21 protein-coding genes are annotated in these 26,577 nt (G+C 44.7%); 14 read left to right on the forward strand and 7 right to left on the reverse strand.

Going from position 1 to position 26,577, the window contains the following annotated elements; translation table 11 throughout:
• Positions 1-51 precede the first annotated feature (51 nt).
• From ABIC84_RS03460 to ABIC84_RS03480, 5 genes are all read left to right on the forward strand, one after another.
• A complete protein-coding gene (locus ABIC84_RS03460) occupies positions 52-888 on the forward strand; it encodes a fumarylacetoacetate hydrolase family protein (protein ID WP_426587305.1) in 837 nt (278 codons plus the stop codon).
• 50 nt (positions 889-938) lie between these two features.
• A complete protein-coding gene (locus tag ABIC84_RS03465) occupies positions 939-2,654 on the forward strand; it encodes an IlvD/Edd family dehydratase (protein ID WP_429262670.1) in 1,716 nt (571 codons plus the stop codon).
• A 16-nt stretch (positions 2,655-2,670) separates the two neighbouring features.
• Entirely contained in the window at positions 2,671-3,987 is a 1,317-nt protein-coding gene (locus ABIC84_RS03470; protein WP_429262671.1) for a gluconate:H+ symporter, read from the forward strand.
• A 185-nt stretch (positions 3,988-4,172) separates the two neighbouring features.
• Positions 4,173-7,331, forward strand: coding sequence for a SusC/RagA family TonB-linked outer membrane protein (locus ABIC84_RS03475; protein ID WP_429262672.1), 3,159 nt, complete (start codon positions 4,173-4,175; stop codon positions 7,329-7,331).
• Positions 7,332-7,343: 12 nt separating this feature from the next.
• Complete coding sequence (locus ABIC84_RS03480) at positions 7,344-8,855, forward strand: SusD/RagB family nutrient-binding outer membrane lipoprotein (protein WP_429262673.1); 1,512 nt, start codon at positions 7,344-7,346, stop codon at positions 8,853-8,855.
• A gap of 345 nt (positions 8,856-9,200) precedes the next feature.
• Here ABIC84_RS03480 and ABIC84_RS03485 read toward each other — a convergent pair whose 3' ends face one another.
• The gene (locus tag ABIC84_RS03485) at positions 9,201-9,920 is read right to left on the reverse strand and encodes a Crp/Fnr family transcriptional regulator (protein WP_426587315.1); all 720 of its coding nucleotides are present in this window, start codon (positions 9,918-9,920) and stop codon (positions 9,201-9,203) included.
• A 176-nt stretch (positions 9,921-10,096) separates the two neighbouring features.
• On the opposite strand from ABIC84_RS03485, the gene ABIC84_RS03490 reads away from it, so the two are divergent.
• Positions 10,097-10,522 carry a DUF983 domain-containing protein gene (locus tag ABIC84_RS03490; protein WP_429262674.1) on the forward strand — a complete coding sequence of 142 codons (426 nt, stop codon included), beginning with the start codon at positions 10,097-10,099 and terminating at the stop codon, positions 10,520-10,522.
• Positions 10,522-12,213 (forward strand): SulP family inorganic anion transporter, encoded by a 1,692-nt coding sequence (locus ABIC84_RS03495; RefSeq protein ID WP_429262675.1) that lies wholly within the window; start codon positions 10,522-10,524, stop codon positions 12,211-12,213. Before ABIC84_RS03490 ends, ABIC84_RS03495 begins: the two co-directional genes overlap by 1 nt.
• A gap of 30 nt (positions 12,214-12,243) precedes the next feature.
• On the opposite strand, the gene ABIC84_RS03500 is transcribed toward ABIC84_RS03495, so the two are convergent.
• The 6 genes from ABIC84_RS03500 to ABIC84_RS03525 form a co-directional block, all read right to left on the reverse strand.
• The gene (locus ABIC84_RS03500) at positions 12,244-12,480 is read right to left on the reverse strand and encodes a hypothetical protein (protein WP_426587321.1); all 237 of its coding nucleotides are present in this window, start codon (positions 12,478-12,480) and stop codon (positions 12,244-12,246) included.
• 91 nt (positions 12,481-12,571) lie between these two features.
• A complete protein-coding gene (locus ABIC84_RS03505; RefSeq protein WP_426587323.1) occupies positions 12,572-12,751 on the reverse strand; it encodes a histone H1 in 180 nt (59 codons plus the stop codon).
• A 100-nt stretch (positions 12,752-12,851) separates the two neighbouring features.
• Positions 12,852-13,232, reverse strand: coding sequence for a glycine cleavage system protein GcvH (gene gcvH / locus ABIC84_RS03510; protein WP_129570020.1), 381 nt, complete (start codon positions 13,230-13,232; stop codon positions 12,852-12,854).
• A 99-nt stretch (positions 13,233-13,331) separates the two neighbouring features.
• Entirely contained in the window at positions 13,332-13,925 is a 594-nt protein-coding gene (locus ABIC84_RS03515; protein ID WP_429262676.1) for a class I SAM-dependent methyltransferase, read from the reverse strand.
• 46 nt (positions 13,926-13,971) lie between these two features.
• Positions 13,972-14,634, reverse strand: a complete 663-nt coding sequence (locus ABIC84_RS03520; RefSeq protein WP_175489963.1) for a class I SAM-dependent methyltransferase — start codon at positions 14,632-14,634, stop codon at positions 13,972-13,974.
• 318 nt (positions 14,635-14,952) lie between these two features.
• Entirely contained in the window at positions 14,953-15,975 is a 1,023-nt protein-coding gene (locus ABIC84_RS03525; protein ID WP_429262677.1) for an LLM class flavin-dependent oxidoreductase, read from the reverse strand.
• Between the two features lie 139 nt (positions 15,976-16,114).
• Here ABIC84_RS03525 and ABIC84_RS03530 point away from each other — a divergent pair, with 139 nt between their 5' ends.
• From ABIC84_RS03530 to ABIC84_RS03560, 7 genes are all read left to right on the forward strand, one after another.
• Positions 16,115-16,951: a helix-turn-helix domain-containing protein gene (locus ABIC84_RS03530; RefSeq protein WP_429262678.1), complete on the forward strand. Its 837-nt coding sequence runs from the start codon at positions 16,115-16,117 to the stop codon at positions 16,949-16,951.
• A 73-nt stretch (positions 16,952-17,024) separates the two neighbouring features.
• Positions 17,025-17,567 (forward strand): YbhB/YbcL family Raf kinase inhibitor-like protein, encoded by a 543-nt coding sequence (locus ABIC84_RS03535; RefSeq protein ID WP_373613551.1) that lies wholly within the window; start codon positions 17,025-17,027, stop codon positions 17,565-17,567.
• 18 nt (positions 17,568-17,585) lie between these two features.
• A complete protein-coding gene (locus ABIC84_RS03540) occupies positions 17,586-18,509 on the forward strand; it encodes a ketopantoate reductase family protein (protein ID WP_429262679.1) in 924 nt (307 codons plus the stop codon).
• Positions 18,510-18,864: 355 nt separating this feature from the next.
• Positions 18,865-20,514, forward strand: coding sequence for a hypothetical protein (locus ABIC84_RS03545; protein ID WP_429262680.1), 1,650 nt, complete (start codon positions 18,865-18,867; stop codon positions 20,512-20,514).
• Between the two features lie 211 nt (positions 20,515-20,725).
• Positions 20,726-21,565, forward strand: a complete 840-nt coding sequence (locus ABIC84_RS03550) for an SGNH/GDSL hydrolase family protein (protein WP_426587343.1) — start codon at positions 20,726-20,728, stop codon at positions 21,563-21,565.
• Between the two features lie 273 nt (positions 21,566-21,838).
• Positions 21,839-25,495: an ABC transporter permease gene (locus ABIC84_RS03555; protein ID WP_429262681.1), complete on the forward strand. Its 3,657-nt coding sequence runs from the start codon at positions 21,839-21,841 to the stop codon at positions 25,493-25,495.
• Positions 25,496-25,908: 413 nt separating this feature from the next.
• The gene (locus ABIC84_RS03560) at positions 25,909-26,511 is read left to right on the forward strand and encodes an RNA polymerase sigma-70 factor (RefSeq protein ID WP_426587347.1); all 603 of its coding nucleotides are present in this window, start codon (positions 25,909-25,911) and stop codon (positions 26,509-26,511) included.
• The last annotated feature ends 66 nt before the right edge of the window (positions 26,512-26,577 follow it).

The following is a 26,577-nucleotide window of genomic DNA, read 5'->3' on the forward strand; positions in this document are numbered from 1 at the left end:
TTTTGATAACGAAATAACTGCCGCATAAACGCCGGACAGCAATAAATAGCTATGCATATATTTAAAACCAACGATAAAGTTATTGTAAAATACGCCGGTCTGTTATACAGTTCGCCGGATTGGAACTGGGACAGTTTTATAAACCGTGAAACGCTGCACAGCGAAGTTTTAAAAGATCTCCAAAACATTTCAGCCAACCCGTTGCTGGCCCATGATCTGGAACAATTATGTACTCCCATTGCCGGTCAGGAGATCTGGGCGTCGGGCGTCACTTATCTGCGCAGTAAAGATGCCCGGATGGAAGAATCTAAAGATGCAGGTGGAGGTGATTTCTATGCAAGGGTTTACAATGCCGAACGTCCCGAGATCTTTTTTAAATCGTCGGCATCCCGCGCGGTTGGCCCCGGTGGAACGGTTCGCATCCGGAAAGATTCGGAATGGAACGTTCCGGAGCCCGAGTTGGTATTGTTCATTTGCAGCGCGGGGGCTATTGAGGGTTATATGATTGGCAATGACATGTCCTCAAGAGATATCGAAGGAGAAAATCCCTTATATCTTCCTCAGGCTAAATCATACGACGGAGCCGCCGCGGTTGGCCCGTGTCTTTATGTGCCGGGAACAGCTATCCCGCCTGACACCGAAATTCAAATTGAAATAATGAGAGATAATGTTCAGGTATTTGCCGACACCATATTGATCAGCAGGATGAAGCGTACGCACCAGGAGCTTGCCGGTTACCTGTTTATGGAGATGTCATTTCCCGCAGGTGCATACCTGATGACAGGTACCGGTATAGTGCCGCCGGATTCTTTCACACTTAACTACGGCGATGTGATTAGTATTACAATAAGCAATATAGGAACACTTACAAACCTGGTGGGCAAATAATTGCACCAGGGCAACGATATCAATTAAATAAAATTATAAAAGAAAATAAAATGTCACAGTTCAGAAGTGCCGATTGGTTTGGAAAAACAGGTAAAATGGGGTTCTTATACAGGAGTTGGATGAAAAACCAGGGTATGCCTGCCGACCTTTTCGACGGAAGACCGGTCATCGGGATCTGCAACACCTGGTCGGAGCTAACCCCTTGCAATGCACACCTACGGGACCTTGCCGAAGCTGTTAAACGCGGGGTTTACGAAGCAGGCGGTTTCCCGGTAGAGTTTCCCATCATGTCCTTAGGCGAAACTTTGCTTAAACCAACCGCTATGCTTTTCAGGAACCTGGCCAGTATGGATGCGGAAGAGTCAATACGGGGCAACCCGATAGATGGAGTGGTGCTGCTGACCGGCTGCGACAAAACTACGCCATCTACCATGATGGGAGCGGCCAGCGTAGGCTTACCTACCATCGTAGTGCCGGGCGGGCCAATGCTCAACGGTAAATATCGCGGCGCTGATATCGGATCGGGCACAGCGGTATGGAAGCTGACCGACGACCTCAAAACCGGTAAAATAACCAGCGATGAATACCTTGCTGCTGAAAGCTGCATGTCAAGAAGTGCAGGCCATTGTATGACGATGGGTACCGCGTCTACTATGGCCTGTATGGTTGAGTCGCTTGGCATGTGCCTTTCGCAGGCCGCGGCTACCCCGGCGGTCGACTCCAGGAAAAAAGTACTGGCGCAGCTATCCGGCAGGCGTATCGTTGAAATGGTAAAGGAAGGTTTAACGATATCAAAAGTTCTTACACGTGCCGCTTTCGAAAACGCTATTAAAGTAAACGCGGCAATAGGAGGGTCAACCAATTTCATTATACATCTTACGGCAATTGCCGGGCGTATCGGGGTAGACCTGTGCCTGGACGATTTTGACAGGCTGGGCAGCAGAATACCTTTGTTACTCAACCTCATGCCTTCCGGAAAATACCTGATGGAAGATTTCTACTATGCAGGCGGGTTACCGGTGATCTTGAAAGAACTGAGCAATGAGCTGGATATGGGTGCAATAACCGTAACGGGTAAATCGCACGCGGAAAACATCAAAGGCGAGGGTATCTGCTATAATAATGAGGTTATTGCAGCATATAATACCCCAATTATCCCTGAGGCCGGTATAGCCGTTTTAAAAGGGAACCTCGCCGTAAATGGTGCTGTCATCAAGCCTTCGGCAGCAACGCCAGCACTGATGCAGCATACTGGTCGGGCAGTGGTTTTCGAAACTATTGAAGACTATCACGCAAGGGTTGACGACCCGCAACTTGATATTGACGAAACCTGTGTGATGGTGCTTAAAAATGTCGGGCCGGTAGGTTATCCCGGCATGCCCGAAGTTGGCAATATGGTGCTGCCAAAAAAACTGCTGGATAAAGGTATTACAGATATGGTAAGGATCTCTGACGGAAGGATGAGCGGTACCGCATACGGTACGGTTGTGCTCCATGTTTCACCGGAGTCCGCCATCGGCGGTAACCTGGCGCTGGTTGAAAACGGGGACCTGATATGCCTCGATGTACCAGCCAAAAAAATAGAGCTGTTTGTAGATGAAGTTGAACTGCAAAGACGGCGGTTGTTATGGCAAAAACCTGCTTATCATACCGATAGGGGGTACGTATCTATGTATCAGCGCCATGTGCAGCAAGCCGATAAAGGAGCCGATCTGGATTTCCTGGTTGGAAATTCAGGATCTGTTGTAACCCGCGATTCGCATTAAATTAACCTGATTGTAAATGACAATATTAATACTGATTCTTTGTATTTTATTGCTTATAGCGCTGATAACATGGGCAAAAGTGAATGCTTTTCTTGCCTTTATTATCGTAGCACTGTTGGCGGGCTGCTTTTTCGGTATGCCATTTACAGCGGTTATCGTATCCATAAATAAAGGACTGGGCGATACCTTAGGTTCGGTAGCGATCATTATTGTATTAGGTGCCATGCTGGGTAAATTGGTTGCTGAAAGCGGTGCCGCGCAGCGGATAGCCCATTTCATGCATGATTTGTTTGGTGCCAGATATGTAAGCTATGCCATGGCCCTTACAGGCTTTATTGTAGGGATCCCATTGTATTACAATGTCGGGTTCATACTGCTGGTCCCTATCATTTTTTCGGTTGCCTCCAGCTACCGTTTACCGCTGTTGTATGTGGGAATGCCTATGCTTACGGCGCTATCTGTAATGCACGGCTTTTTACCACCTCATCCTTCGCCAATGACACTCATCAGCGTTTTTCATGCCGATGTAGTAAAAACATTTGGCTATGGGCTGATCATCGCTATTCCTGCTATAATAATCGCAGGACCGATGTTCTCGGCCACCCTTAAAAAAATTGGGCCTAACGGTTTGCAATTTACCCATAGTTCGGCCGCCTTGCCTGTTCATGAACTACCGGGTATTGTTAACAGCATACTATCATCTCTTTTACCTGTAGTATTGATTTGCCTGGCCCATTCGCTGCCTGTGCTTTTTAGGGATAATTCTTTGATAAAGAGTTTATCTGAATGGCTCGCCGAACCAATTATAGCCATACTGGTCACCGTAATTATAAGTACGTATACGCTTGGTTTGCGTAAAGGCAGGTCATTGGCAAAAATAATGGATGGGTATGTGTGTGCAGTAAAAGATATAGCCATGGTATTGCTCATCATTGGCAGCGCGGGTGCACTGAAGCAGGTATTTGTAGATAGCCACTTAAGCAATACCCTTGCCGGTTTGCTGGTCAGCAGCACCATGCATCCCTTGTTGTTGGCGTGGCTGGCGACGGCTTGTTTACGAATTTGCCTCGGCTCGGCTACGGTGGCTGGCGTAACCGCCGCGGGCGTGTTGTTCCCGATAGCTCAACATGCGGGCGTAAATACCAATTTACTGGTGCTGGCTATCGGAGCGGGCAGCTTGTTTGGCTCGCACGTAAACGATACAGCTTTTTGGCTATGCAAAGAATATTTCGGGTTATCAGTAAAGGAAACACTTCGCTCATGGACGGTAATGGAAAGCATGGTAGCTGTAATAGGGCTTGTCGGCGTCTTGTCGTTAGACTGTTTACTATAAATAGATTATACCAGTACATGTATATAAACCAATTTTAAACCCAAACCCTGCATAACATGAAGAAAAAGCGATACTAAAATGAAAAGCGGCTTTTAAAGTTACCGCCCCGAGAAGTTCTTTCACAACTACCAATTTTGAGAAAGAAGTTAAAGTAAGATTTGCCAATTTGAATTAACCCTAAAATTATGGAAAAAGAAATCAAAGTATCAGGAATGATGCTGTCCATTGCAATAAGTGTTCTTTTTACACTTATGATTGCAGGACATGTGCAGGCGGAAAGCGCCGTCGCAGCCCGAACCAACCCCGAAGTGGGGGTACAAATAGTTACCGGTAAAGTGACCGACGAAAAAGGCGGCCCGCTTATCGGCGTTAGCGTAAGCGAAAAAGGAACAAAAAATGGTGTTTTAACCGACGCGAACGGTAATTACAAACTCCAGGTATCTGCCGATAACGCTGTTTTACTATTCAGCTACGTAGGCTACAACCCAAAAACCGAGCCCCTTAACGGGCGCACTACGCTGAATGTAACGCTTGAGCCAAAATCAACTGCTATCAGCGAGATTGTAGTAACAGCGCTAGGTATAAAGCGCGAGTCTAAAAAATTGGGATATGCGGCAGAAAACATACGCGTTGGTGAAATAACAACCAACCGTTCAACAAACTTTGTTAATTCACTTGAAGGAAAAGTCGCCGGTTTAGACATTTCTCCACCGGCAAGTGGTCCCGGCGGCAGCACCAAGATCAGGCTGCGGGGGCAATCAGCGTTCCAGGGTGATAATGCGCCGCTGATCGTATTAAACGGCCTGCCTTTATCGCAAAGCCCGTCAAGTACCAACGGTTACACCCAGTCGGTGGATCTCGGCGATAATATGCAGCAGATCAACCCGGACGATATCGAGTCGATGACTGTATTAAAAGGAGCTACAGCCGCGGCGCTTTACGGTTCAAGGGCAAGTAATGGCGCGTTGATCATTACTACCAAAAGCGGTAATAAAAATGGCGGGATAGGTATTGAGTTTACCTCTAACTTTACCCAAAACAAGGCCCTGGATTTTACAGACTTTCAGTATGAATACGGACAAGGCGAAAATAACGTGCGCCCAAAAACACAGGGACAGGCGCAAAGTTCGGGCGCATGGAGCTTTGGGGAAAAATTTGATAATGCGCCTACCTACCAGTTTGATGGCGTTCAACGCCCTTACGCGCCCGAAAGAAACCGGATCAGCAAGTTTTTCAGGCTCGCCAACGCCTGGACCAATACCATCGCGTTTTCAGGCGGTAATGAAAAAGGCAGCTTTAGGTTTTCTTATTCAAACCAGGATGCGCAAGGCATCATACCTAACAATGACTATCATAAAAAGATCTTCAATCTGGGGCTCAACTATAATTTCACCCCCAAATTGTCTGCGCAGATCTATGTGAACTATGACCATGAAAACAACAACAATCCACCGGTAATTGGTATTCAGGGCTCATCGGTTACTAATTATATGTACCGTTATAGTAACTCGGTGAGTTTGGATGTATTAAAAGCCGCCGCGGTTGATGCAAACGGCAATGAAACGCCCACATCACGTTTCACTACGCTTACCAACCCGTACTGGATCATGAACAAGCAATTTACCAGGCAAACTAAAGATCATCTTTTAGGTACCGCTACCCTGCGATACCAGTTTTTTGACTGGCTTTATTTACAGGGCCGTGTAAATATGGAATATAGTCCATCTTATTACGAGCAAAATTCGCCCACTGGTACTTTAGCAAACGCGGCTGCACCGGTTGGCCTTTATAACGGCAGCTATAACTCAAATGATAATACTTACCGCGCGCTGAATGCCGATTTCTTATTAGGCGGCGGCCACAAATGGGGCCCATTTTCTTTTGATGCCACGGTAGGTGGAAATACATTCCCCTCTTCGTCACAGGGATATACCGTTACCGCCACAAACTTTTACGTAAGGGATTTTTATACCCTCGGAAATGGCGTAACCAATACCTCGGCCTTTGCGGTTTCCAAATCAACTGTGAACTCGCTTTATGGCACCGCCGAGTTTGGCTATAAATCATATTTGTTTTTAAATGTAACCGGCCGTAACGACTGGTTCTCGGTGCTAAGCCCTGAACATAACCATTATTTTTATCCATCCGTAAGCGGCAGCTTTGTTTTTTCGGAGTTTTTAAAGAACCCGCCTTCATGGCTCACCTTTGGAAAGATCAGGGCGACTTATGCTAACGTAGGTAGTGCTAACGGTATTAACCCGTACAGCAATTCGCTCACGTTCACGCTTTCACAAAACGCGTTTAATGGTGTTCCGCTGGGAAGTATCAGCAACGTTACTACGCCAAATCAGGCAATTAAACCATATAGCGTAAAAGAAAAGGAAATAGGGCTTGAACTGCGTATGTTCAATAGCCGGGTAAACCTGGATATAGCCGCGTATGATAAGCATACTACCAACCAGATCTTAAGTGTGGCTATTTCCAACGCGTCTGGTTATACCGGTACCATTGTAAACCTTGGCGAGTTACAAAATCGTGGTATGGAGTTTTTGCTGGAGTTAGTGCCCGTCAGAAAACCAAACTTCACCTGGCGTTCGGCATTTAATACGGCCATAAATTCATCTAAAGTTTTAGCGCTGGCCAATGGGCAAAATCAACTGACGCTGGGCGCAGGAGAATTCTTCGGCTCCATTGTCGACCAGGTAGGTCTTCCGCTGAACCAGATCCAGGGTTCAACCTACCGCAGGGATGCTAATGGTAAAATCATCGTATCTGGCGGTAAGCCCGTAGCAAGTGCTGCTCCCGTGCTTTTCGGCAGCGCGTTGCCTAAGGCTACCGGTGGGTGGGTAAATACATTTACTTATAAAAGGTTTACCCTGATGGCGCATATCGATTATAAAACCGGAGGTAAAATATTGTCGAGCTCCAACCTGAATTTCCTGAGGGAAGGGTTATCAAAAGAGTCGCTGGTAGGCAGGGAGGGAGGCGTAACGTTTGACGCGGTGAATGCAGACGGCACTCCTAATACAACTGCAGTGAACGCCGAGGATTTTTATGCCAATTATCGGTCGCAGGGCATCCTGGATCCTTTCGTTTATAAATCGGACTTCATCAAGCTGAGGAACCTATCGGTTAGCTATGACTTTTCGAAAATGATGAAAACCAAATTTATTAAAGGACTTGTGCTTTCAGCAGTATGCCACAACGTGCTTATCATCAAAAAGTACACACCTAATATCGATCCGGAGGCTATCTCATCAAGCGGTGATATTTTAACCGGTTACGAGCAAAGTTCGCTGCCTACAACACGGACTTATGGCTTTAACCTAAACGTCAAATTTTAAAAGAGTACGATTATGAAAAAATATATAAAGATCATATTGTCCGCGGCCTGCCTGTTTTCTGCAGCAGGTTGCGATAAAGGGTTCAGAGAGTTGAACGTTAATCCAAATAACACTACCAGTCTCGATCCGGTGTTTTTGTTTTCCAACGCGGAAGTTTTAACATATGCGGCATTAATGGAAACTGAACCAACGGTTGTTCAGCAGTTTATTGATCCTTTTGGTGGGGTTACCTCAGCATTTAACTTCAATGTATTAAATCAAACCTACACGGTGATGCGGTGGAATAACGCTTATCCAAACACCATAAAATTTCTTGAGCATATCCTGCCGGATATCAAAGGCAACGCTTCCCGGTCTAATTTATATAACGAAACCAGGATATGGCGGGCTTATAATTACATGATGCTGGTTGACACTTACGGCGATGTGCCATATAGCCAGGCTGGCCAGGCTTACCTCAATTCTGCTTTTTTGCCTAAATACGATAAACAACAGGATATTTATGCCGACTTGGTAAACGAATTGACGACGGCCACCGCCGCTCTAGACCCTGCGAAAGATATTGTTAAGGGAGATGTGTTTTATGGAGGAGATATTACGCAATGGAAACGCCTGGGTTATTCACTTTTGCTTCGGATAGGCATGCGATATTCTAAAATAGACCCGGGCAAGGCAAAAACTATTGTTCAGGCAGCTGTTACCGGAGGAGTGATGCAATCTAATGCCGATAACTGTTACCTGAAATACAACAATACCTATCCTAACCTGGTTACGCAGCAAATTCAACAGTTAACAAACACTTATTATCTTGCCGAGCCTTTTGTAACACAATTAAAATCTACCGGCGATCCAAGGCTGAAGTATATTTCAGCGATGTATGCTGACCCCGGAAAAGCATTGTCCCTTGCGCCTGATACCGTATCAGCTGATCAATTTGGTTTGCCAATTGGTTATGACAGCGGTACGTTGCCATCAGCGCCCGGATTTCGCGGTGTGAGCGGATCAGGGTTCAAATATTCGCAGGTAAATTACAGCGTATTTGGTAAAATAACCGCTCCGCAGTTCTTTGTAACCTATGCCCAAACGCAGTTGTTACTGGCCGAGGCGGCTTTTAGGGGATATATAGCAGGTACGGCAAGTACTTATTATAATAATGGTGTAAAGGCCGCCCTGGATCAATTTACCAGCTATGATGCTACCGCTGTCATCAGCGGCGATGCTCAAAATGCCTATTTAAATAACCCGGCGATTGCATATTCTGATGCCAACGCTTTGAAGCTGATTAATACGCAGTACTGGATAACTTCGTTTGGAAACGGCGCGGAAACATGGGCTAATTTCAGAAGGAGTGGGTACCCTGCATTAGCGCCAAATACCTATCCGGGCAGGCAAATCAAAGGCAACTTTGTACGCAGGTACACCTACCCGCAAACAGAAGCGGCTATTAATGCCGATAACTACAGGGCGGCGGTGGCCAGCATGGGTGCGGATGACCTGGATACCCCTGTGTTTTGGGATAAATAAATTATCCCTGACTAATTACACTTCACTACCCCGGTGGCATTTGGCGCCGGGGTATCATTAAGGGGGCTACAAAATCTTGTTGGTTGCTGAAGTAACCTGTTTACTCACGAGTGTTCAACTTTTAAAAGTGTGAACAGTTGATATTTTTTCAAAATAAATTACCATTGATAATCAGTGACTTAAGGTTGAGTTAAAATCTAATAAATCCTAAATTGAACAAATTGTTGTTGATAATCAATTAGTTGTGAAATTGCATTTTAATTGATTGAACACCTGTTTTTTAAAAATTGAACACTGACAAGATATTGTCACTAATTCCCCGCTGATGCAATTGCGCCTGCGTAACTACGGGTTCCCAAATCCGTAGTTCGATTTTTTAACTAAGCGTTTAATGTCTTTGATCCATATCTTCCGGCCGTCGGTTTCCAGTACGCCTTCCTCTTTAAATTCTTTTAATAGGCGGATCACATTTTCCTGCGCTATCCCTGCCATGCCAGCCAGGTCCATTCTTGAGATATTGAGAATAACATCTTTTTCACCTGAGCCGTCCTCTTTAAATTTTTCTCTCAAAATGATCAGGGAAATAGCGAGGCGTTCAGATGCTGTTCTCTGAGAGATCACGGAAATGCTATTGGCCAATACACTAAATTCATGGCTCAATGATTTTAATAAGCGCCGCATAAAAAGTGGCGATCTGTCCAGAATGGTTAAAAAGTCCTCTTTAGGGATAAAACTGATCAGGCAGTCTTCCAATGCAGCCGCAGAATCAGGGCAACGTTCTTCCGCCAAAATCGCGTGATATCCTATTAATTCGCCTTTATTAGCTACATATATGATCTGCTCCCGGCCATTCCGGTCAACTTTATATTTTTTTATTTTTCCCTGGTGAATAAAATAGATACCGGAAGGTACAATGCCTTCCTTGAAGATGATTTCTCCTTTTTGATATTTCTGCGCGCCTTGCCGGGAGATTAAAAAGTTATAATCTTCTTCGGAAAGTGTATTAAGAACAGATTGTGTTGTGAATTCCCACTTATCAATTGGAAAAATTCCGGATAAACTCATATTACAAATATATAAATTTAATGAAGCCGATGTTATTGGCTGGTATGACCTGTATGACCGGAAAAACCCTTACAGCATGTACAGGCGCGGGCTTGCCGTCTAAAACTGATAAATATCAGTTTGTTTGCTGATGTCATACCATATCAGGCCTTTATTATAAGCATAGCTTTGTATTAATGGTAAGAACATCAAAATCGTGGGCAATGCTCCATGCAAAATGCCCGCGTTGCCGCAGGGGCAATATGTTCGAAGGAGCAACATATCGTTTTGGCTCCAACAAGATCAACCTGAATTGCCCGCATTGTCAGATGATCTTCGAGATCGAGCCCGGCTATTTTTATACGGCGATGTATATCAGCTACGCCATGAACGTAGCAGAGGGAGGCATCTTGTGGGCCGCCACTTTCCTGATAACCCAAAATAACGATTCGCCATGGTTATATCTCACCACCATTCTCGGTGGCTTGTTCTTGCTTGCACCTTTGAATTTCAGGTATTCCCGTGTAATATTACTTTACTGGTTATCTCCCAAGGTCCATTATCACCCCGAACTTGATATTGAAATACCGGTGGATGGGAATAAATTTAAATGGTTTCAATAATGAACAAGATGATGAATTTGTTCAGGCCCAAGCTGATTGACACCCTTAAAGGTTACACCCCCGCGCAATTTTATAAAGATGTTGTTGCCGGAGTAATTGTAGGTGTTGTTGCTTTGCCCCTGGCCATAGCTTTTGCCATTGCTTCAGGCGTATCCCCCGAAAAAGGAATTTTTACGGCTATCATTGCGGGGGCAATTATATCCGCATTGGGAGGCAGCAAGGTACAGATAGGAGGGCCTACAGGCGCGTTTATCGTTGTTGTTTACGGGATCGTTCAGCAGTTCGGTGTGAGCGGATTGGTTATTGCCACATTTATTGCCGGGATCATTTTGATTATTATGGGGGTAGCTAAATTGGGTAATACTATCAAATACATTCCCTATCCGCTGGTCATTGGTTTTACCACCGGGATCGCGGTCATCATTTTTTCTTCAGAAGTTAAAGACTTTTTGGGGTTGAAAATGGGAAATGTCCCTGCTGATTTTATCAGTAAATGGATCGGCTATAGCCGGCACCTGTCTTCACTGAACCTTTATGCCTTGTTTATCGGGGTTTTTACCTTACTGGTTGTTTTGCTGTGGCCCAGGGTAACCCGGAAAGTTCCCGGTTCGCTGATCGCAATTGTCATAAGCACACTGCTTGTCCGGTATTTTCATCTTCCCGTAGAAACTATTGGCAGCCGTTTTGGAGTGATCACTGCTGCTTTACCGCACCCGGTTATGCCAGATGTAAGCCTGGAAACCATCAGGCAATTGATCAGGCCTGCCTTTACCATCGCTTTGTTGTGCAGCATTGAGTCTTTATTATCAGCCGTTGTGGCAGATGGCATGACCGGCGGAAATCACCGGTCTAATACAGAGCTCATTGCACAGGGAGTGGCCAATATCTGTTCATCTGTTTTAGGGGGAATTCCGGCCACCGGCGCAATAGCAAGAACGGCTACCAATATAAAAAATGGCGGAAGTACACCCGTAGCTGGGATCATACATGCCATTACCTTACTTCTTATTATGCTTTTTATAGGCCAATGGGCAGCGTTGATCCCCATGGCAACACTTGCAGGTATATTGGTGGTGGTAGCCTGGAATATGAGTGAACTGGGGAATTTTATAGACGTATTTAAAGGCTCAAAAAGTGATGCTTCCGTTTTGTTGATCACTTTCGGCCTCACCGTATTGGTAGACCTGACCGTAGCTATTGAAATTGGGATAATTGTTGCCGCTTTTCTTTTTATGCGTAAAATGATGCAGTCCAGTTCGGTACAGCAAACTATTTTGTCTCCAGATCAATTATCTGATGATGAATTTAACCAGTCAGCTATCCCCAAAGGGGTTGACGTTTTTGAGATCAATGGCCCTTTGTTCTTTGGTGCGGCCTATAAATTTAAAGACACAATGAAAGTGCTGGAAAAACCCGCCCGGGTATTGATTATCCGGATGGGGAATGTACCCGTCATTGATGCAACCGGTATCAGGGTATTAAGGGATGTTCATCAGGAAATAAAAAAGAAAGGAACTAAACTTATCCTGTCGGAGGCAAACAGCGAACAGGTAACAGGAGCGTTAAAAAAGACGCGTTTATTATTTCAAATCGGGAAAGGCAATGTCCGGGACACATTTGAAAAAGCATTAAAACGGGCAGATGAAGTTTTATCGGATACCGATCCCTCAAAAAAATCCTATGCAGGTTAATAAAGGCTTTGATCTGTTATAATGCTGGTATTAAATAGGGTAACGCAAGGTCACCGCTCTGCTTATGGCCAGCACCAATCCCTGATCAAGAGGGCGATCTTTATCCGGATCTTTTTCGATCCATAGTTTATTTAAACTCAGAATAAAGGTGTAGCTTTTAGCATCTAAAAGAATCTCGAGGGTATGGTTCTTTTTACTCGGGGCAGCAATGATATAATAAATAAAATCATGCTGCTGATAAGTAACACGTAAAGGAAATCCGATCATATATCAAAAAGAATGATTTGTCAGGCTGTTATTGATAAAATAAACCAAGTCAAAGGTTGACCAGGTTTATTTTCCCAAAACAGTTCTTAAACTATTGTTGATTGCTTTTCTTTTCTGTTATTTCTTTACGGATATCTGTTGCCATAACTTTTAATTGCTGCATAGCATTTCTAACCCTGGTTCCTGCAGCTTTGTTGCCTTTTTCGTAAAAGCTGAACATGTCTTTCTCTATGGCATCTATCAAATCTTTTGCCGCTTTAAATTTTTCCATTGTGTTTTGTGTTAAATAAATAATGTGTTTGATTTTGTTTTTTAGCCAGTAAGGTTAAATATTTGGCTTAATACCGTCAAAATGGTATCAACGCAGAGGATTAGTTACCTCCGATCTGTGCCAGGTATTGTTCTGCCGTCAACAGCGACTCGCGGTCGTCTGCTAAGCTTACCAGCACTTTGATCATCCAGCATCCATAAGGGTCCTGGTTCACCAGTTCGGGGTTAGTTTCAAGCAAAGGATTAACCGCTATTACTTTACCATTTACCGGCATAAAAAGGTCTGATACTGTTTTTACCGCTTCAACTGTGCCAAATATGGCCTCTTTAGCAATGATCTTGTTCAGGCATGGGATATCAACATAAACGATATCACCTAATTCCTTTTGTGCAAAATCGGTAATACCGATCAATGCATGGTCTTGCTCGAAGCTGATCCATTCATGGTCTTTGGTATAAAATAAATGTTCGGGGTAATTCATGATTTTTATTTTTTATCGTTCAATTATTATTTAATAAAGATTGCCGCGTTTATCAGGCCTGATTTGAATGTTTTCTATAGCAAGGCTGAACCGGCTCTTTTACTTCTTGATCCACATTTTCAGCACCCGGCTATAGGAATTGTTCATTAATTGATAACTGACCGGAATCTGTTTTTCCGGTGCATGGAAAGTAACCAACCGGGTACCGGCCGGTCTTTTGTTCAGCATTTCGTAAATGAACAAAGTATAGTAGTTATACAGATCAAACGAGGTATTGACGTTATAATCGATCCGGATGCTTGGTTCTATATTTTCATAAAAAGGATTGAAGAAATAAAAATGATCAAACAGGTCGTAGTCCAGGTTAGTGAGGTTACCTTGCATAAACTGCACATTGGGTACACCGATCTGCGCTTTGGCTGATTCTGCATAATTGAACAGCTCTTCCCGTTGCTCAATGCCATAAAAGATAGCCTCCGGATGATAAACGCCCGACGCGATACAAAATTTACCGACACCGCTGCCGATATCCAGGATTCTGGCGCCTGGGGCTGCGAGGAAATTGCTGGCTTCGAGCGAAATGTCCAGGCCAGTCCAGTGCATTTGTGATAGTTCCCGGATGTGTATCGGATACAAAGTATCGAAAGCCGCGTCTTTGCGGAAATAAGAAATGCTTATTGTATCACTATACATAAAAAAGGGAACTGTATGTTATTCATGTGTTTAAGTTAAATCGTAATTAATCTTTGACCCACAGCTGAAGTAAGGAATCATAAGCGAGATCTTTCATGCTGTAATCTATCGGAATAATTTCTCCGAAACTCTGATAGGTCACTACTCTGGTACCCGACGGTTTATCATTCAACATCGATTTTAAATACCGTGAATAATAGGCGTAGAGGCCGTAAGACGTCTCTATATGGTCATCAATAGCGTTCTCCTGGTCTAAATTTTCAAAGAAAGAATTATAGAAATAGAAATGATCAAATTGATGAAAGTTAACCTGGGTGATATTGGCATGTATGAAACTGACATTATTAAGATCCAGGTATTTTTGTGTGGTTTGAGCGTAATGCACCAGTTCATGCCGCTGTTCAACCCCGAAATAAAAAGAATCAGGATAAAAATGCGCCGCGGTTAAGCAAAATTTTCCTATGCCGCTACCAACATCCAGTACTTTGGCGCCTTTTACTGCTAAATATTCGGCGGCCTTTTTGGCGATGGCAATAGGCGTCCATTGTTTTTGTGATAACGACTGCAAATGCTCTGGGTAAAGCCAGTCAAATTCCGCATCATTGCGAAAAAAACAATCATTGGGATTTTTTTTCTTAAAAAGTGTCGTCGCACGCTGCTGTTCTTCGGACCGGTCGGGAAATGCTGAAAATGGGTATTGTGTTGGCACATGCAAATATATCCGCCATTACAGGCCGCTTTACCTGCAAGAAATCAATGATAAAGATGATATTTATCAGTTTTAGGTAGCAAGGTTTGGATAATTGAGGCAGGAATGATCCGACCGTAAACAAGTGCCTTCGCGACATTGTTGGCGAAAGCATCTTGTTCAGTAAAGCATATGCCTGCCACCGGCAGCGGGGGAGCTATCACATCTGCAGGTATGCCGAAAGCCGCCGCCATGATCTCATGGGCCTACACTTCGAAGCGCGAATCATAGGCGCCTACCGTCAGGATGGCTGCATTCCGCATGCGCTTATCAAGTGTTTTAACGCCAACCCAGCCCGGGAGCCACATGCTCTAGGATTGAAGACAGCACATGCACATTGTAATCAACACCTAAGGTGTTAGGTATCGTCAAAAGCACCGTATCTGCTTCCTGGATGGCTTCATCTTTTGATAGTTCGGCGATCAGCCGGTCTGGTTCAGCGGCATAACTTCTGCCGAAGACCGCCCGCTTGTCCGCCTCTATATAACCGAAACTGTCTGCTCCTTTCCCTTGCTGGCCAAAATAAAGCCTGTCATGGTCGTTTACCAATGCAAAAATAGAACGGCTTACTGACACCCTTGGCTCGCGATCATGACCGGCCTTCTTCCACGCCTCTTTATACACCCTGATTTGCTCGGCCTGCTGCACATGGAAAGGCTTGCCGCTTTCATCAAACTTTAATGTGGAACTTTGCAGATGCATTCCCTGTTCGGCTGCCCAAACGGCCGTGGCGTTAGAAGCGGCGCCCCACCAAATGCGTTCCCGCAGTCCTTTTGAGTAGGGCTCCAAACGTAACAAGCCCGGTGGATTTGGAAACATAGGGTAGGGGTTTGGCTCGGCGAAACCAACACCTTTTAACTTATCCAAAAACACCAGCGCTTTTTTTCGCCCCATATCCGCGTCGTTTTCGCCCTCGGCAGGCTCATATCCAAAATAACGCCAGCCCTCGATCACCTGTTCCGGAGAACCGCGGCTGATGCCCAGTTGTAACCGTCCGCCCGAGATCAGATCGGCGGCACCGGCGTCTTCAACCATATAAAGCGGGTTCTCATACCGCATATCGATAACGCCTGTGCCGATCTCAATCCGACTTGTTTTTGCACCGATAGCCGATAGCAAAGGAAAGGGAGATGCCAGTTGAGACGCGAAATGATGGACACGGAAATAAGCGCCGTCAAGGCCAATTTCTTCGGCAGCAACCGCCAGATCAATAGACTGCAGCAAGGTATCAGCCGCGGTACGCGTTTTATATGCAGGGTGGTCGGACCAGTGTCCGAATGATAAAAAGCCAATTTTCTTCATACTAACAACAAATCTAAGGAATGAATCGCTGGTTAGGTATCAGGGAAAAGTCAAGGTTTTAGCCCATGAACCGCGGTTTTTTGTCCGCACCCATTTTGGATTGAGCGTATTTTGCGGTTTATTTGTTCCAAAAAACAGCATGGAAATCATAAAAGTACCGGAAGTTACACGTCACCATTCCCACACTTCGGCTGGTGAGATCACTTTCGTGGATTATCATGATAAAGGCAGCGCTTTCCGTACGCGCGTTTTTTTTAGCCGGTGCGCGGTCAGCTTTGTACAAAACGGTCAAAAACAGATCTATCGCGCCGCTGAAAACACTATTCTTACTCCGGGCTACGGCATGCTGATACCTGAGGGCAATTCAATTATTGCCGAGCACAGCAATAATGCCGAGCCCTATGGTAGTGTAATTGTCTTTTTTCCGCGCAGCATCGGGCAGGAATTCACGGTAAGCCGTCCCGGCAAGGGGGGAGCCAGCGCCGGTGATGCGCCGTATATTTATTTCAAGACCAACACTTATATCAATGAGTATGTACGCAACATAAAATCCCTGATCGCCGGCAGGCAAAACCTTTCTTATGAAATGGCCTTACTCAAACTTACTGAGTTGCTAACCGCTTTGCATGAGTTGGGGCCCGAACTTTTGACCGGCATGTTCGGCAACCCTGCAGATATATCTCTAAAGACCGTTGTTGAAAATAACCTGTTGGGCAGCCTTACACTTGATGAACTTGCCTTTCTGAGTAACCGGAGCGTCTCGTCATTTAAGCGTGACTTCGAAAGAGATTACGGGGTAGCTCCTCAAAAATACATCCGGGAGCGGAAACTGGAAATGGCATGTACCGAACTGCTAAAAGGCAAGTCGGCCAGCGAGCTATACCTGGACTACGGTTATCAGCACGTGTCCAATTTCAACACGGCTTTCAAAAGGAAATATGGCGTAACTCCAGCGAACTACCGTAAAACGCCATAATTTGAGCTTTTCTCATTATATTCTGAACTTTCAGCAACAATTGCCTTATGCAATACGCAGGCATATTTGAGGCATGAAAAAGTTTATCCTCTTTTGCGCTTTTGCAATCAGTTATTACTGCTCATCTGCACAGACATTCACCCTTAAAAGTGCAGACCTTGGCGGTCAGTTCACCAATGAATTTGTGGCCGGCAACTTTGGCTGCAACGGACAAAATCATTCGCCGCAGCTCGGCTGGTCAAATGCACCTGCAGGTACAAAAAGCTTCGCGATTACCATGTATGACGCTGATGCCCCCACAGGGAGCGGGTTCTGGCATTGGGTGATTGTCAATATCCCCCCGGTTGTTACGGAACTGAAACGTGGAGCAGGTGACCCAAAAGTCAGCGCGGCGCCGGCCGGTAGTTTGCAAAGCATTAATGACACGGGCGCCGCCGGGTACCAGGGGCCCTGCCCTGGTGAAGGAGAAGCACCGCATCGTTACATCATCACGGTTTACGCGTTGAATACAGATAAATTGGGTATTGCAACTGGCACGCCGGCTGCTTTATCAGGATACCTGCTTAACAAAGCGGCCCTGGCTAAAGCTTCCCTCGTGGTTTATTGCAAGCGATAACCTGGAAACAAAGCAGATATGAAAACGATTTATATTGCCGGAGCGGGCGTCATTGGCCGCACGCTCGCGGTTATATTAAAGCATGCCGGTAAGAATGTGCTGTTGATCCGTGGAACTGTTGATGGCTTGCCGGGCACATCTGAAAGGATCAGGATTAACTTGCCAGACGGATCAGAAGTAAGTGAAAACATTGATGTAAAAACTTTCAGTCAAATAAAAACGATTGATGGTATCGTTATCATCACCGCCAAATCATTTGCCAATAGCGAGTTAGCAGCGAAGTTAACTTTGAAAGGAGTCCATTATCCAGTTGTGCTTTTGCAGAATGGCCTGAATGTGGAGCAGCCATTTATTATGCTTGGTTTTACGCAGTTATATCGTTGCGTGTTGTTTGTGACGGGCCAGTTTACCGCCGATAACGTGATCCGGTTCAAGCCGGTAGCAACCTGCTCGGTAGGGGTGGTCAATGGCAATGAGGAAAGTCTTGCAGCAGTCGTATCAGAAATAAACAGTCCTGCATTTTCCTTTAAACCAGAATCAGACATCCAGGCAGTGATCTGGAAAAAAGTGATCGTCAACTGCGTGTTCAACTCTGTGTGCGCTTTGCTGAACATTGATAACGGTATTTTTCACCGTAATAATGAAGCGCTGGCAATCGGAAAACGAATAATTAAAGAGTGTATCCAGGTAGCTAACGTTTGTGGCGTCTCCCTTCCGGAGGAAGAGGTAACCGGGACATTGCTTGCCATCAGCCGCTCATCCGATGGACAATTGATATCTACCCTGCAGGACATCAATGAACATCGTCCTACGGAAATCGCCACCCTCAACCTGGAGATCGCAAGGATAGTCAAAGAGCTGGGCATGGAAGATATGGTAAAAGAAACGCGCCTTTTAGGAGAACTGACAGCAATCAAATCAAGCTTAAGCCTGAATCGATAATTACCTTGCCTTATGCCTATCTATTATGCTGCAAACCGGGAGCAACTGATCCGGACAGTGTATTATTTTGCGCGGTTCAAGTGAGAGGCAAAATCTGCGGAGTTTTTGATAGTTGTCGTTTTTCATTTTCCTGCGGTATGTAAAGCAGCCAGTACGGTTAATCGACCGGGTTTGCTCCGACAGACAGTTGGGGACGGTTACGGATACGCATTATATATCTTAGCAGGCTATTTGAAGAAATCGAATTATGATAACTTAGCGATTATATCGCTATAAACCAGCCAAACGGAATACTTGTTCATCCGCGCGCAAAGCTATCGATACCTGTTCCCGGAAAATAAAAGCACTATCGTCTATGAGATTTAAAACTCTTTTGATCTTCACTTCAGCGGTAATGGCGGCGGTCGTTACCGCACCTTTGTTCGCTCAAAAAAAAACAAAGCCAGGCCATACGCCTAAAATCGTTAACATTGTCAATTTCATCCGCGATATAGAACCACGTGATGCGAGTATCACCAAAGATGTCCTGTACCAGACCGTGGTAAATCAGATTGCGCTGATGAAGCAATATCACCTGGGCGGAACTTTTTTGTTACAGTACGATGCCCTGATCGATAAGCGCTACCAGGAATTGCTGAAAACGCTTCCGAAAGATGAGTTTGAGATTGGGGGATGGTGGGAGTTGCCGCAACCGCTGATTGAAAAAGCCGGGATCAAATGGCGGGGAAAATATGCCTGGGACTGGCATTCAGACATCGGTTTTTCTGTGGGTTACACGCCTGCCGAACGTGAAAAGATCATCGACGTTTATTTTGCCGATTTTAAAAGCATATTCGGGTATTATCCCAAATCCATCGCTTCATGGGTCATCGACGCTCATTCGTTGAATTACATGTATGATAAATATAAGATTGTTGCCTCTGCCAACTGTAAAGACCAGGTAGGAACCGACGGTTTCACCCTTTGGGGCGGTTACTGGAACCAGGCGTATTACCCGAGCCGTTTAAACGCTTATATGCCTGCCCAGCATGCAGATAAGCAGTTGCCCGTGCCGGTATTCAGGATGCTGGGCAGCGACCCTATACGGCAATACGCCGATGGCAGTTCGGTAACCACGCTTGAGCCTGTTTATCCCCATGCTGGCGGAAATGAGCAGTGGATCAACTGGTTTTTACAAACTTTTGCCAACGATTCCTCGCTCGGTTACAATTATACGCAGGCTGGGCAGGAAAATTCATTCACCTGGGATGCCATGAAAAAAGGGCTGGAATGGCAGATGCCGGTTATTGCCCGTCTCCGCAAACAGGGCAAGGTTCGCGTAGAAACCATGGCACAGTCGGGCGAATGGTTTAAACGTACCTACAAGGTAACCCCGGCGACAACCTTTACGGTAAGCAGGGACCTGGAAAACAGCGATAAGAAAACCGTTTGGTATAACAGCAGGTTTTACAGGACCAACCTGCTTTGGGAAAATGGTACGTTGCGGATAACCGATATCCACCTGTTTAACGAAACCGTGCCGGATAAATACCTGAATAACGTTACTACCGTTAATCAAAGTTTCTTTTACACGCTCCCGCTGGCAGATGGTTTTCAATGGGGAAAGCGCGGCAAACCTGAGGGCTTTCGCCTGATGATGAACGACGGGGGCGGGGAGGTGCCGGTTCAGGGAGGAGATCCTGTTTTCACAAATCTGAATACGACGACGGCCCATGCTTCATGGCCTGTTGGTAAAGGTTATTTCGAAATCAATATGAGCGAGAAATCCCTGACCATCACAGCGAAGAACCATCCGGCCGGCGACTGGTCCCTGGACTTGTGCATTGCTGAAGGCGCTAAAACCCCGTTTAAACAATTGACAGGCAACAGCGCCCTGTATGAATTTGATGGCCATACCTACCGGCTTGCTATGCAGCAGGGCACCCTGGAAAAAGCCACTAATGGCTGTTTATACCGCATCAGGCCACAAGACCAGCGTGTTGTGTTATTACTGGCCGATCAATAAAAGATCTGCCGGTATACCAGCGACACCTGGGAAATTAATAAGCTGATACAAGATATTCGCCGAAATTATTGAAGAGCCCCTGAAGTGTTTTCAGGGTTTCCGGTTCGGCGGCTTATAAAAGCGCAAAAAACTATGCGAAACCTGGCCGGGATTTGTGTAGGTTTATTAAATACAAAATTGAGTACCAAACCCGGGAACCTTTATTTAAAACATGAAAAAGTATCTTGTAGTATTATTTAGCGTTCTTATCTTATGTTCATTTAAAGAAAAAGAATTGACATGGGTTGCCATAGGCGACTCGATCACTTACCTGAACGATCATCCTGACGAAACCGGAAACAGGGTAAAAAAAGGGTACCTGACGCGCGTGACGGAGTTGTTACCCAACCTGCGGTATATTAACCAGGGCCATAACGGCTGGACATCCGGTGGCATTGCCGGGAATATTGACCGCCTCGGTTTGGTTAAGGCCGACATTTATTCCGTTTTCCTGGGTACCAACGACTGGTGGCAGGGAAGGCCTGTCGGAAAGATTGACGATTATGTGCAAGGCACCGGAAATACAACCGCATATGGTTCATTCCGGATCATTATCGACAAAATCCGTCAGTTGAACCCGGAGGCAAAGATCGTACTGATCACGCCTATGCAGCGTAATGATTTTGTTTATATCTCCGATGCTAATAATAATGCGTTTGGTTCCTATCAGGAAAAGAACGGACAATCGCTGGAGGATTTCGCAAATGCCGTAATTGCTATCGGACGGTATGAGCAGGTTCCTGTAGTAGACCTTTATCACCATCCCTTGCTTAAAATGGAGGACCTGGTAAGATTTAAACGATTAAAGGACCCCAAAAACGGCATGTACAGGAATTATATTTATCCCCAGTCGGTCGGAATACCTTTTGATCCTAAAAACGACGAATATCCTTATCCGCCGGCCGCAGTCAATCTTACTTATGATGGGTTGCACCCTTCAGATAAAGGCAACGTTATCATTGCGGATGCTGTTACGCAGGTGTTTAAACAATTAGGTCTTTCACCCAAATGAGATAAGTACATCAGTCATCAGGGCCAACAATCAAAATGTATTTTGACTACTTTAAGCACACCCCCCTGTCGCTGTTTTTATCATCCCGTTGTTGTTTAATGCTATTTATAATACAGCATATGCCAGACTGGGGCTATTAAGCTCAAATACGAATCGCTATAACCGAACAACCATATGTTCGGTTGTGTTACACTAAATATATAAACAAGTCGGTAAGTTTTTGTGTATCAATATGTTGTAAATTTGGAACAGGGATTGCGCCATTTGAAGTAATTGAATACCTATATATTCCATATCAACGCCTACGACCTGGCCTTTTTGGGAGCTATTTTCATCGGGATGGGCTTTGCTTTGCTTTTATGGTTCACTAAAAGGATAAACAACGCCGCTAACCGGTTTTTCGCCCTGGCTTTGATCGTTGTTGTTTTGCACATGGCCCGCATATTAGCCATTGACATTCAACTGGCAACTTATATCCCTTATTGGAGCCGGTTACCGCTGCAATTTTCGCTTGGGTTTGGCCCCCTGATTTTCTTTTATGTACTTAAAATAACCCGGCCGAAGTATAAATTCAGATTTAGAGATTTACAGCATTTTATTCCGTTGTTGCTCGAACTGTGCACTCAGCTATTGGAAATTAACGATAGTATTAAAACAGGCAAAGCCGCTTATGATACACTGACCTTTCACCGGCTGAACCCCGCATTTCAACTGCTTGCGTTTATTTCCGTCATTATTTATCTGTATGCCTCCCACAAGCTGATGGCAAACTTTTACCGGAGTATTAAATTTACTGGGGGAGATCGGTACCGGCACGAAATGAGATGGCTGCAACGTTCGCTAACCGGTTTCGGCATCTTGTGGCTGTGCTGGATGCTCCTTGCGGTCACAAACCACTTTTATTACCATAATCAATTAGGAATGCAGGCTTACTACCCCCTGTATCTCATTTTAGCGATATTGACCATCCGGATGGCGGCTGTCGCTTTTTTAAGGCCGGAGGTTGGCTTACACTTGGTTGCTCCGCGGGTTTTTAAAGCGGCGTTACCGGGAGAGTCAAAGCAAAAGGGTACCTGGCTGAAGAAAGTCATGAAAGCCAACCTGTATTACCAGGATCCGGAACTTAATTTACGTTCGCTGGCCGAAAAACTCGACCTGCATCCCAATGAATTGTCCCGGATCATTAATACAGTGCTCAAAAAAAGCTTTAATGATTTCATTAATGAGTATCGGGTTGCCGGAGTGGTCCGGAAAATGCAGGATCCGGCTTATGATCATTTGACCCTACTCGGCATAGCCTTCGAATCAGGATTTAACTCAAAAACCACCTTTAACCGCACTTTTAAACAAATGACAGGTAAAAGTCCGGTCGAATATAAACTTGAACTGAAAAAAGAGCGACCATATTATAACTTGGAACGCCAAGCCCATTTTACGCCGGTAATTTTAAACCAGGAAACAGCACCCGGCTGGACCGTTAAGAAACCAAATCGAAACGTTATGTTTAAAAATTACTTCAAAATTGCCTGGCGTAACCTGATACGCAATAAAAGTTATGCTACTATTAATATTACCGGTTTGGCAATAGGGATAGCAGCCTGCCTGCTCATATTCCTAATTGTTCAATATGAAACCAGTTTCGACAGTTTTCATGCCAATAAAGACCGGATCTATCGTATTGTTACGGTGAGCAGCGGCCCTGACGGAACGCATGCCGGCCAAGGGACGCCACTGCCGCTAATTGAAGGATTGAAGCTTGATTTTCCGCAAATAAAGCAGCTGGCTAACATTATGAAGAATGACGGCTCGCATTATACTATAGGTGATGGGCGTAATGGGGTTCCATTGAAAAAATTTAAAGAAGATCTGGCTTATTATGCTGATCCTGGTTTTTTCCAGATGTTTGATTTCAAATGGCTGGCGGGAGATAAAAACTCAGCTTTAGCCGAACCTAAAACCATTGCACTATCCCGTGATGAAGCAGACAAGTTTTTCGGCGACTGGCATAAGGCGATGGGGAAAACAATAAGGTACGAAAACAAACGCGATCTTAAAGTGACCGGGATCTTTGAGAACACCCCGGTTAATACTGATTTCCCAATGAAGCTTGCCGTTTCCTGGCTAACGCTCATTGAAAAAGGAGGCGACCTCAGCGGCAATGCACAGGATTGGGTAAGTACCTTCGGCGATAGGAATTGCTATATTATTTTGCCCCCCGGTATGATCGAAAAACAGTTTAATGCCGAGCTGGCGGTGTTCGCAAAAAAGCATGTGCCGGCACCTTATAATAAAAACGAGATCTTTCAACTACAGGCATTAAAAGACATGCATTATAATACCGAGGTAGGTGTATACAGCGGCCACCCGTTCAGTAAGCAACTGATCAGTGTTATCAGTTTGATCGGTTTATTTTTGCTCATTATTGCCTGTGTTAACTTTATCAACCTGGCTACTGCCCAGGCTGTAAACCGCTCAAAAGAGGTGGGTATACGTAAGGTTTTGGGTAGTAACCGCTATCAATTAGTCATTCAATTCATCAGCGAGACCCTGATCATTACTTTATTCGCGGTTATACTGGCCTCGATAATCTCGCTTGTGGTATTACCGATGTTGAATAACCTGCTCGAGATCCGGCTGAGCGGGAGTTTCCTGGGAGATCCAATGGTGATCTTGTTTTTAGCAGGTGTGGTTATCGGGGTTACTTTTTTAGCCGGGTTCTATCCGGCACTGGTTTTATCAGGATTTAACCCAATAGGGGCATTAAGAAATAAGATCAACGCCGGCCGCGCAAGCGGAATTTCGTTACGCCGGGTGTTAGTGGTGGCGCAATTCTGCATAGCACAGTTCCTGGTGATCGGTACCCTGGTGCTCATCTACCAGATGAATTATTTTAGGAAAAAATCGCTTGGGTTTAATAAAGATGCTGTAATTACTGTTCCCTTCCCCGGCGATAGCGTCAGTCGGGCAAGAGTAGGTGCGCTAAAAGACCAGCTTTTACAGCAATCAGGTATAAAAGATGTAAGTGTAAGCCTATACGGCCCGTCTGATAATAGTGGTTGGTTTAGCGATTTTAAATTCAATAATTCACCTAAACAGGTGGACTTTGCTGCCTGCCTGAAATGGGCCGACGCTGATTATTTCAGGTTATATGATATTCAATTTTTGGCCGGTAGTCCATACAAAAAAACAGATACCATATCAGGCTATGTTGTTAATGAAACTTTGATACATAAACTGGGTATTACTGATCCAAAACAAGCCATAGGCAAATATATTATGCTCTGGGATGATAAAAAATTAAATGCGCAGATTACTGGCGTGGTCAAAGATTATAATGTGGCTTCGCTGCGTAATGCTATCCCGCCTGTATTGATGGGCCCGTGGAAGAGGCAGTATTCCAAGTTGAATATCAAAATCCAACCTCAAAACGTAAGGCAAACTCTTAGCGGTATTGAAAGCCTATGGAACAAAACTTTCCCGGAAGGCGTATATGAATATCAATTCCTCGACAAAACAATCGCTGACTTTTATAGAAATGAGGATGAATTAGCCACGCTTTATAAAATATTTGCAGGTATAGCCATATTCATCTCGTGCCTTGGCTTGTATGGCCTGGTATCGTTTATGGCTTTACAACGCACTAAAGAAATGGGTATACGTAAAACGTTAGGGGCCACTGTAGGCCATATCGTGTACCTGTTCTCCAAAGAATTTACAGTACTTATTGTCATCGCGTTTGCTATATCAGCTCCGATAGGTTACTATTTTATGCATAAATGGCTGCAGGATTACACTTATAGAATTACTATCGGCCCGGACATATTTATTGGAGCGATAGCAGCATCGGTGGCGATTGCGTGGACAGCTGTAGGCTACAAAGCTGTACAAGCGGCACTGGCTAATCCTGTGAAAAGCTTGAGGAGCGAGTAGCGGCGAGCGTCAACTTAAGACAACGGCGTCTATTAGTATATGGTTGTTGTTCTCCGAATATGAATAACCGAAGAGATTTTATCCAGCCGATGATTTGTATATGCGCATTATGCGCATAATGGATAAACCAACATATCGACTACTGCCCACCAATTTAGCTTTGACCACCTTTGTTATTATAATCAAATAGTTAGGAATGCAAACAAAATTGGCTAATAGGATCAACCAGGAGGGTTTTTTGCTAGTTAATCAACAATTTAATAAAAAATAAAAATTGTATAAAAGCCTTAATAAAATGCCTGATTCGTACATAAGAAAGTCGGATTATGTTAATGAAAAATTAAAATACTATTTTAGATTTGAATTCTGGTGCGCTTTTTCGCCCTGTAACCAATTTTAAATTTAGTTTCAGCATGAACAATTGGAAAACATTAACCGATGAAGAGTTGGTTGAGCGGTTAAATTTTTCTGACCATGCGGCTTTTACGGAAATTTTTTATCGGTATCATGGGGCTTTATATTCATTTGCACTAAAAAGGTGCCGCGAAGCAGAAATAGCAGAAGAATTGGTACAGGACCTGTTTGTGAACTTATGGATCAAGCGCGGGCAATTGTATATAAAGTCGACACTGAGCGGATATCTGTACATTGCCTTACGAAATTTGGTTTTGAATCATATCCATAAGCAACTGCTTCGCGAAAGGGCAACCGAAGTTTTGCGTTTAGTGGCGCCTGTTCCGCAAACCGCCCCTGAGGAAATTCTGATCGTTAAAGAAATTGGGCAGGAGGTTGACCGCAATCTTCATTTACTCCCCGAAAAATGCAGGACGGTTTACGAACTCAGCCGGAAACAATACAAATCTAATAAGCAGATTGCGGCCGAATTGGGTATTACCGAAAAAACAGTTGAAAATCATATGAACCGGGCGCTTCGGTTTCTGCGATTGTCTCTTCATCAATTGTTTACATTTGCTATTATATACTCCTTACTCTGCCTGAGAACTTTTTTTAAATAAAATATCAAATTCTTTTGGGTGTTACACAAGTCTTAACTGTCTTAGTTATTAAAAGGACAATATTAA

The organism is Mucilaginibacter sp. 3215 (assembly GCF_050433785.1).
GTDB lineage: Bacteria > Bacteroidota > Bacteroidia > Sphingobacteriales > Sphingobacteriaceae > Mucilaginibacter.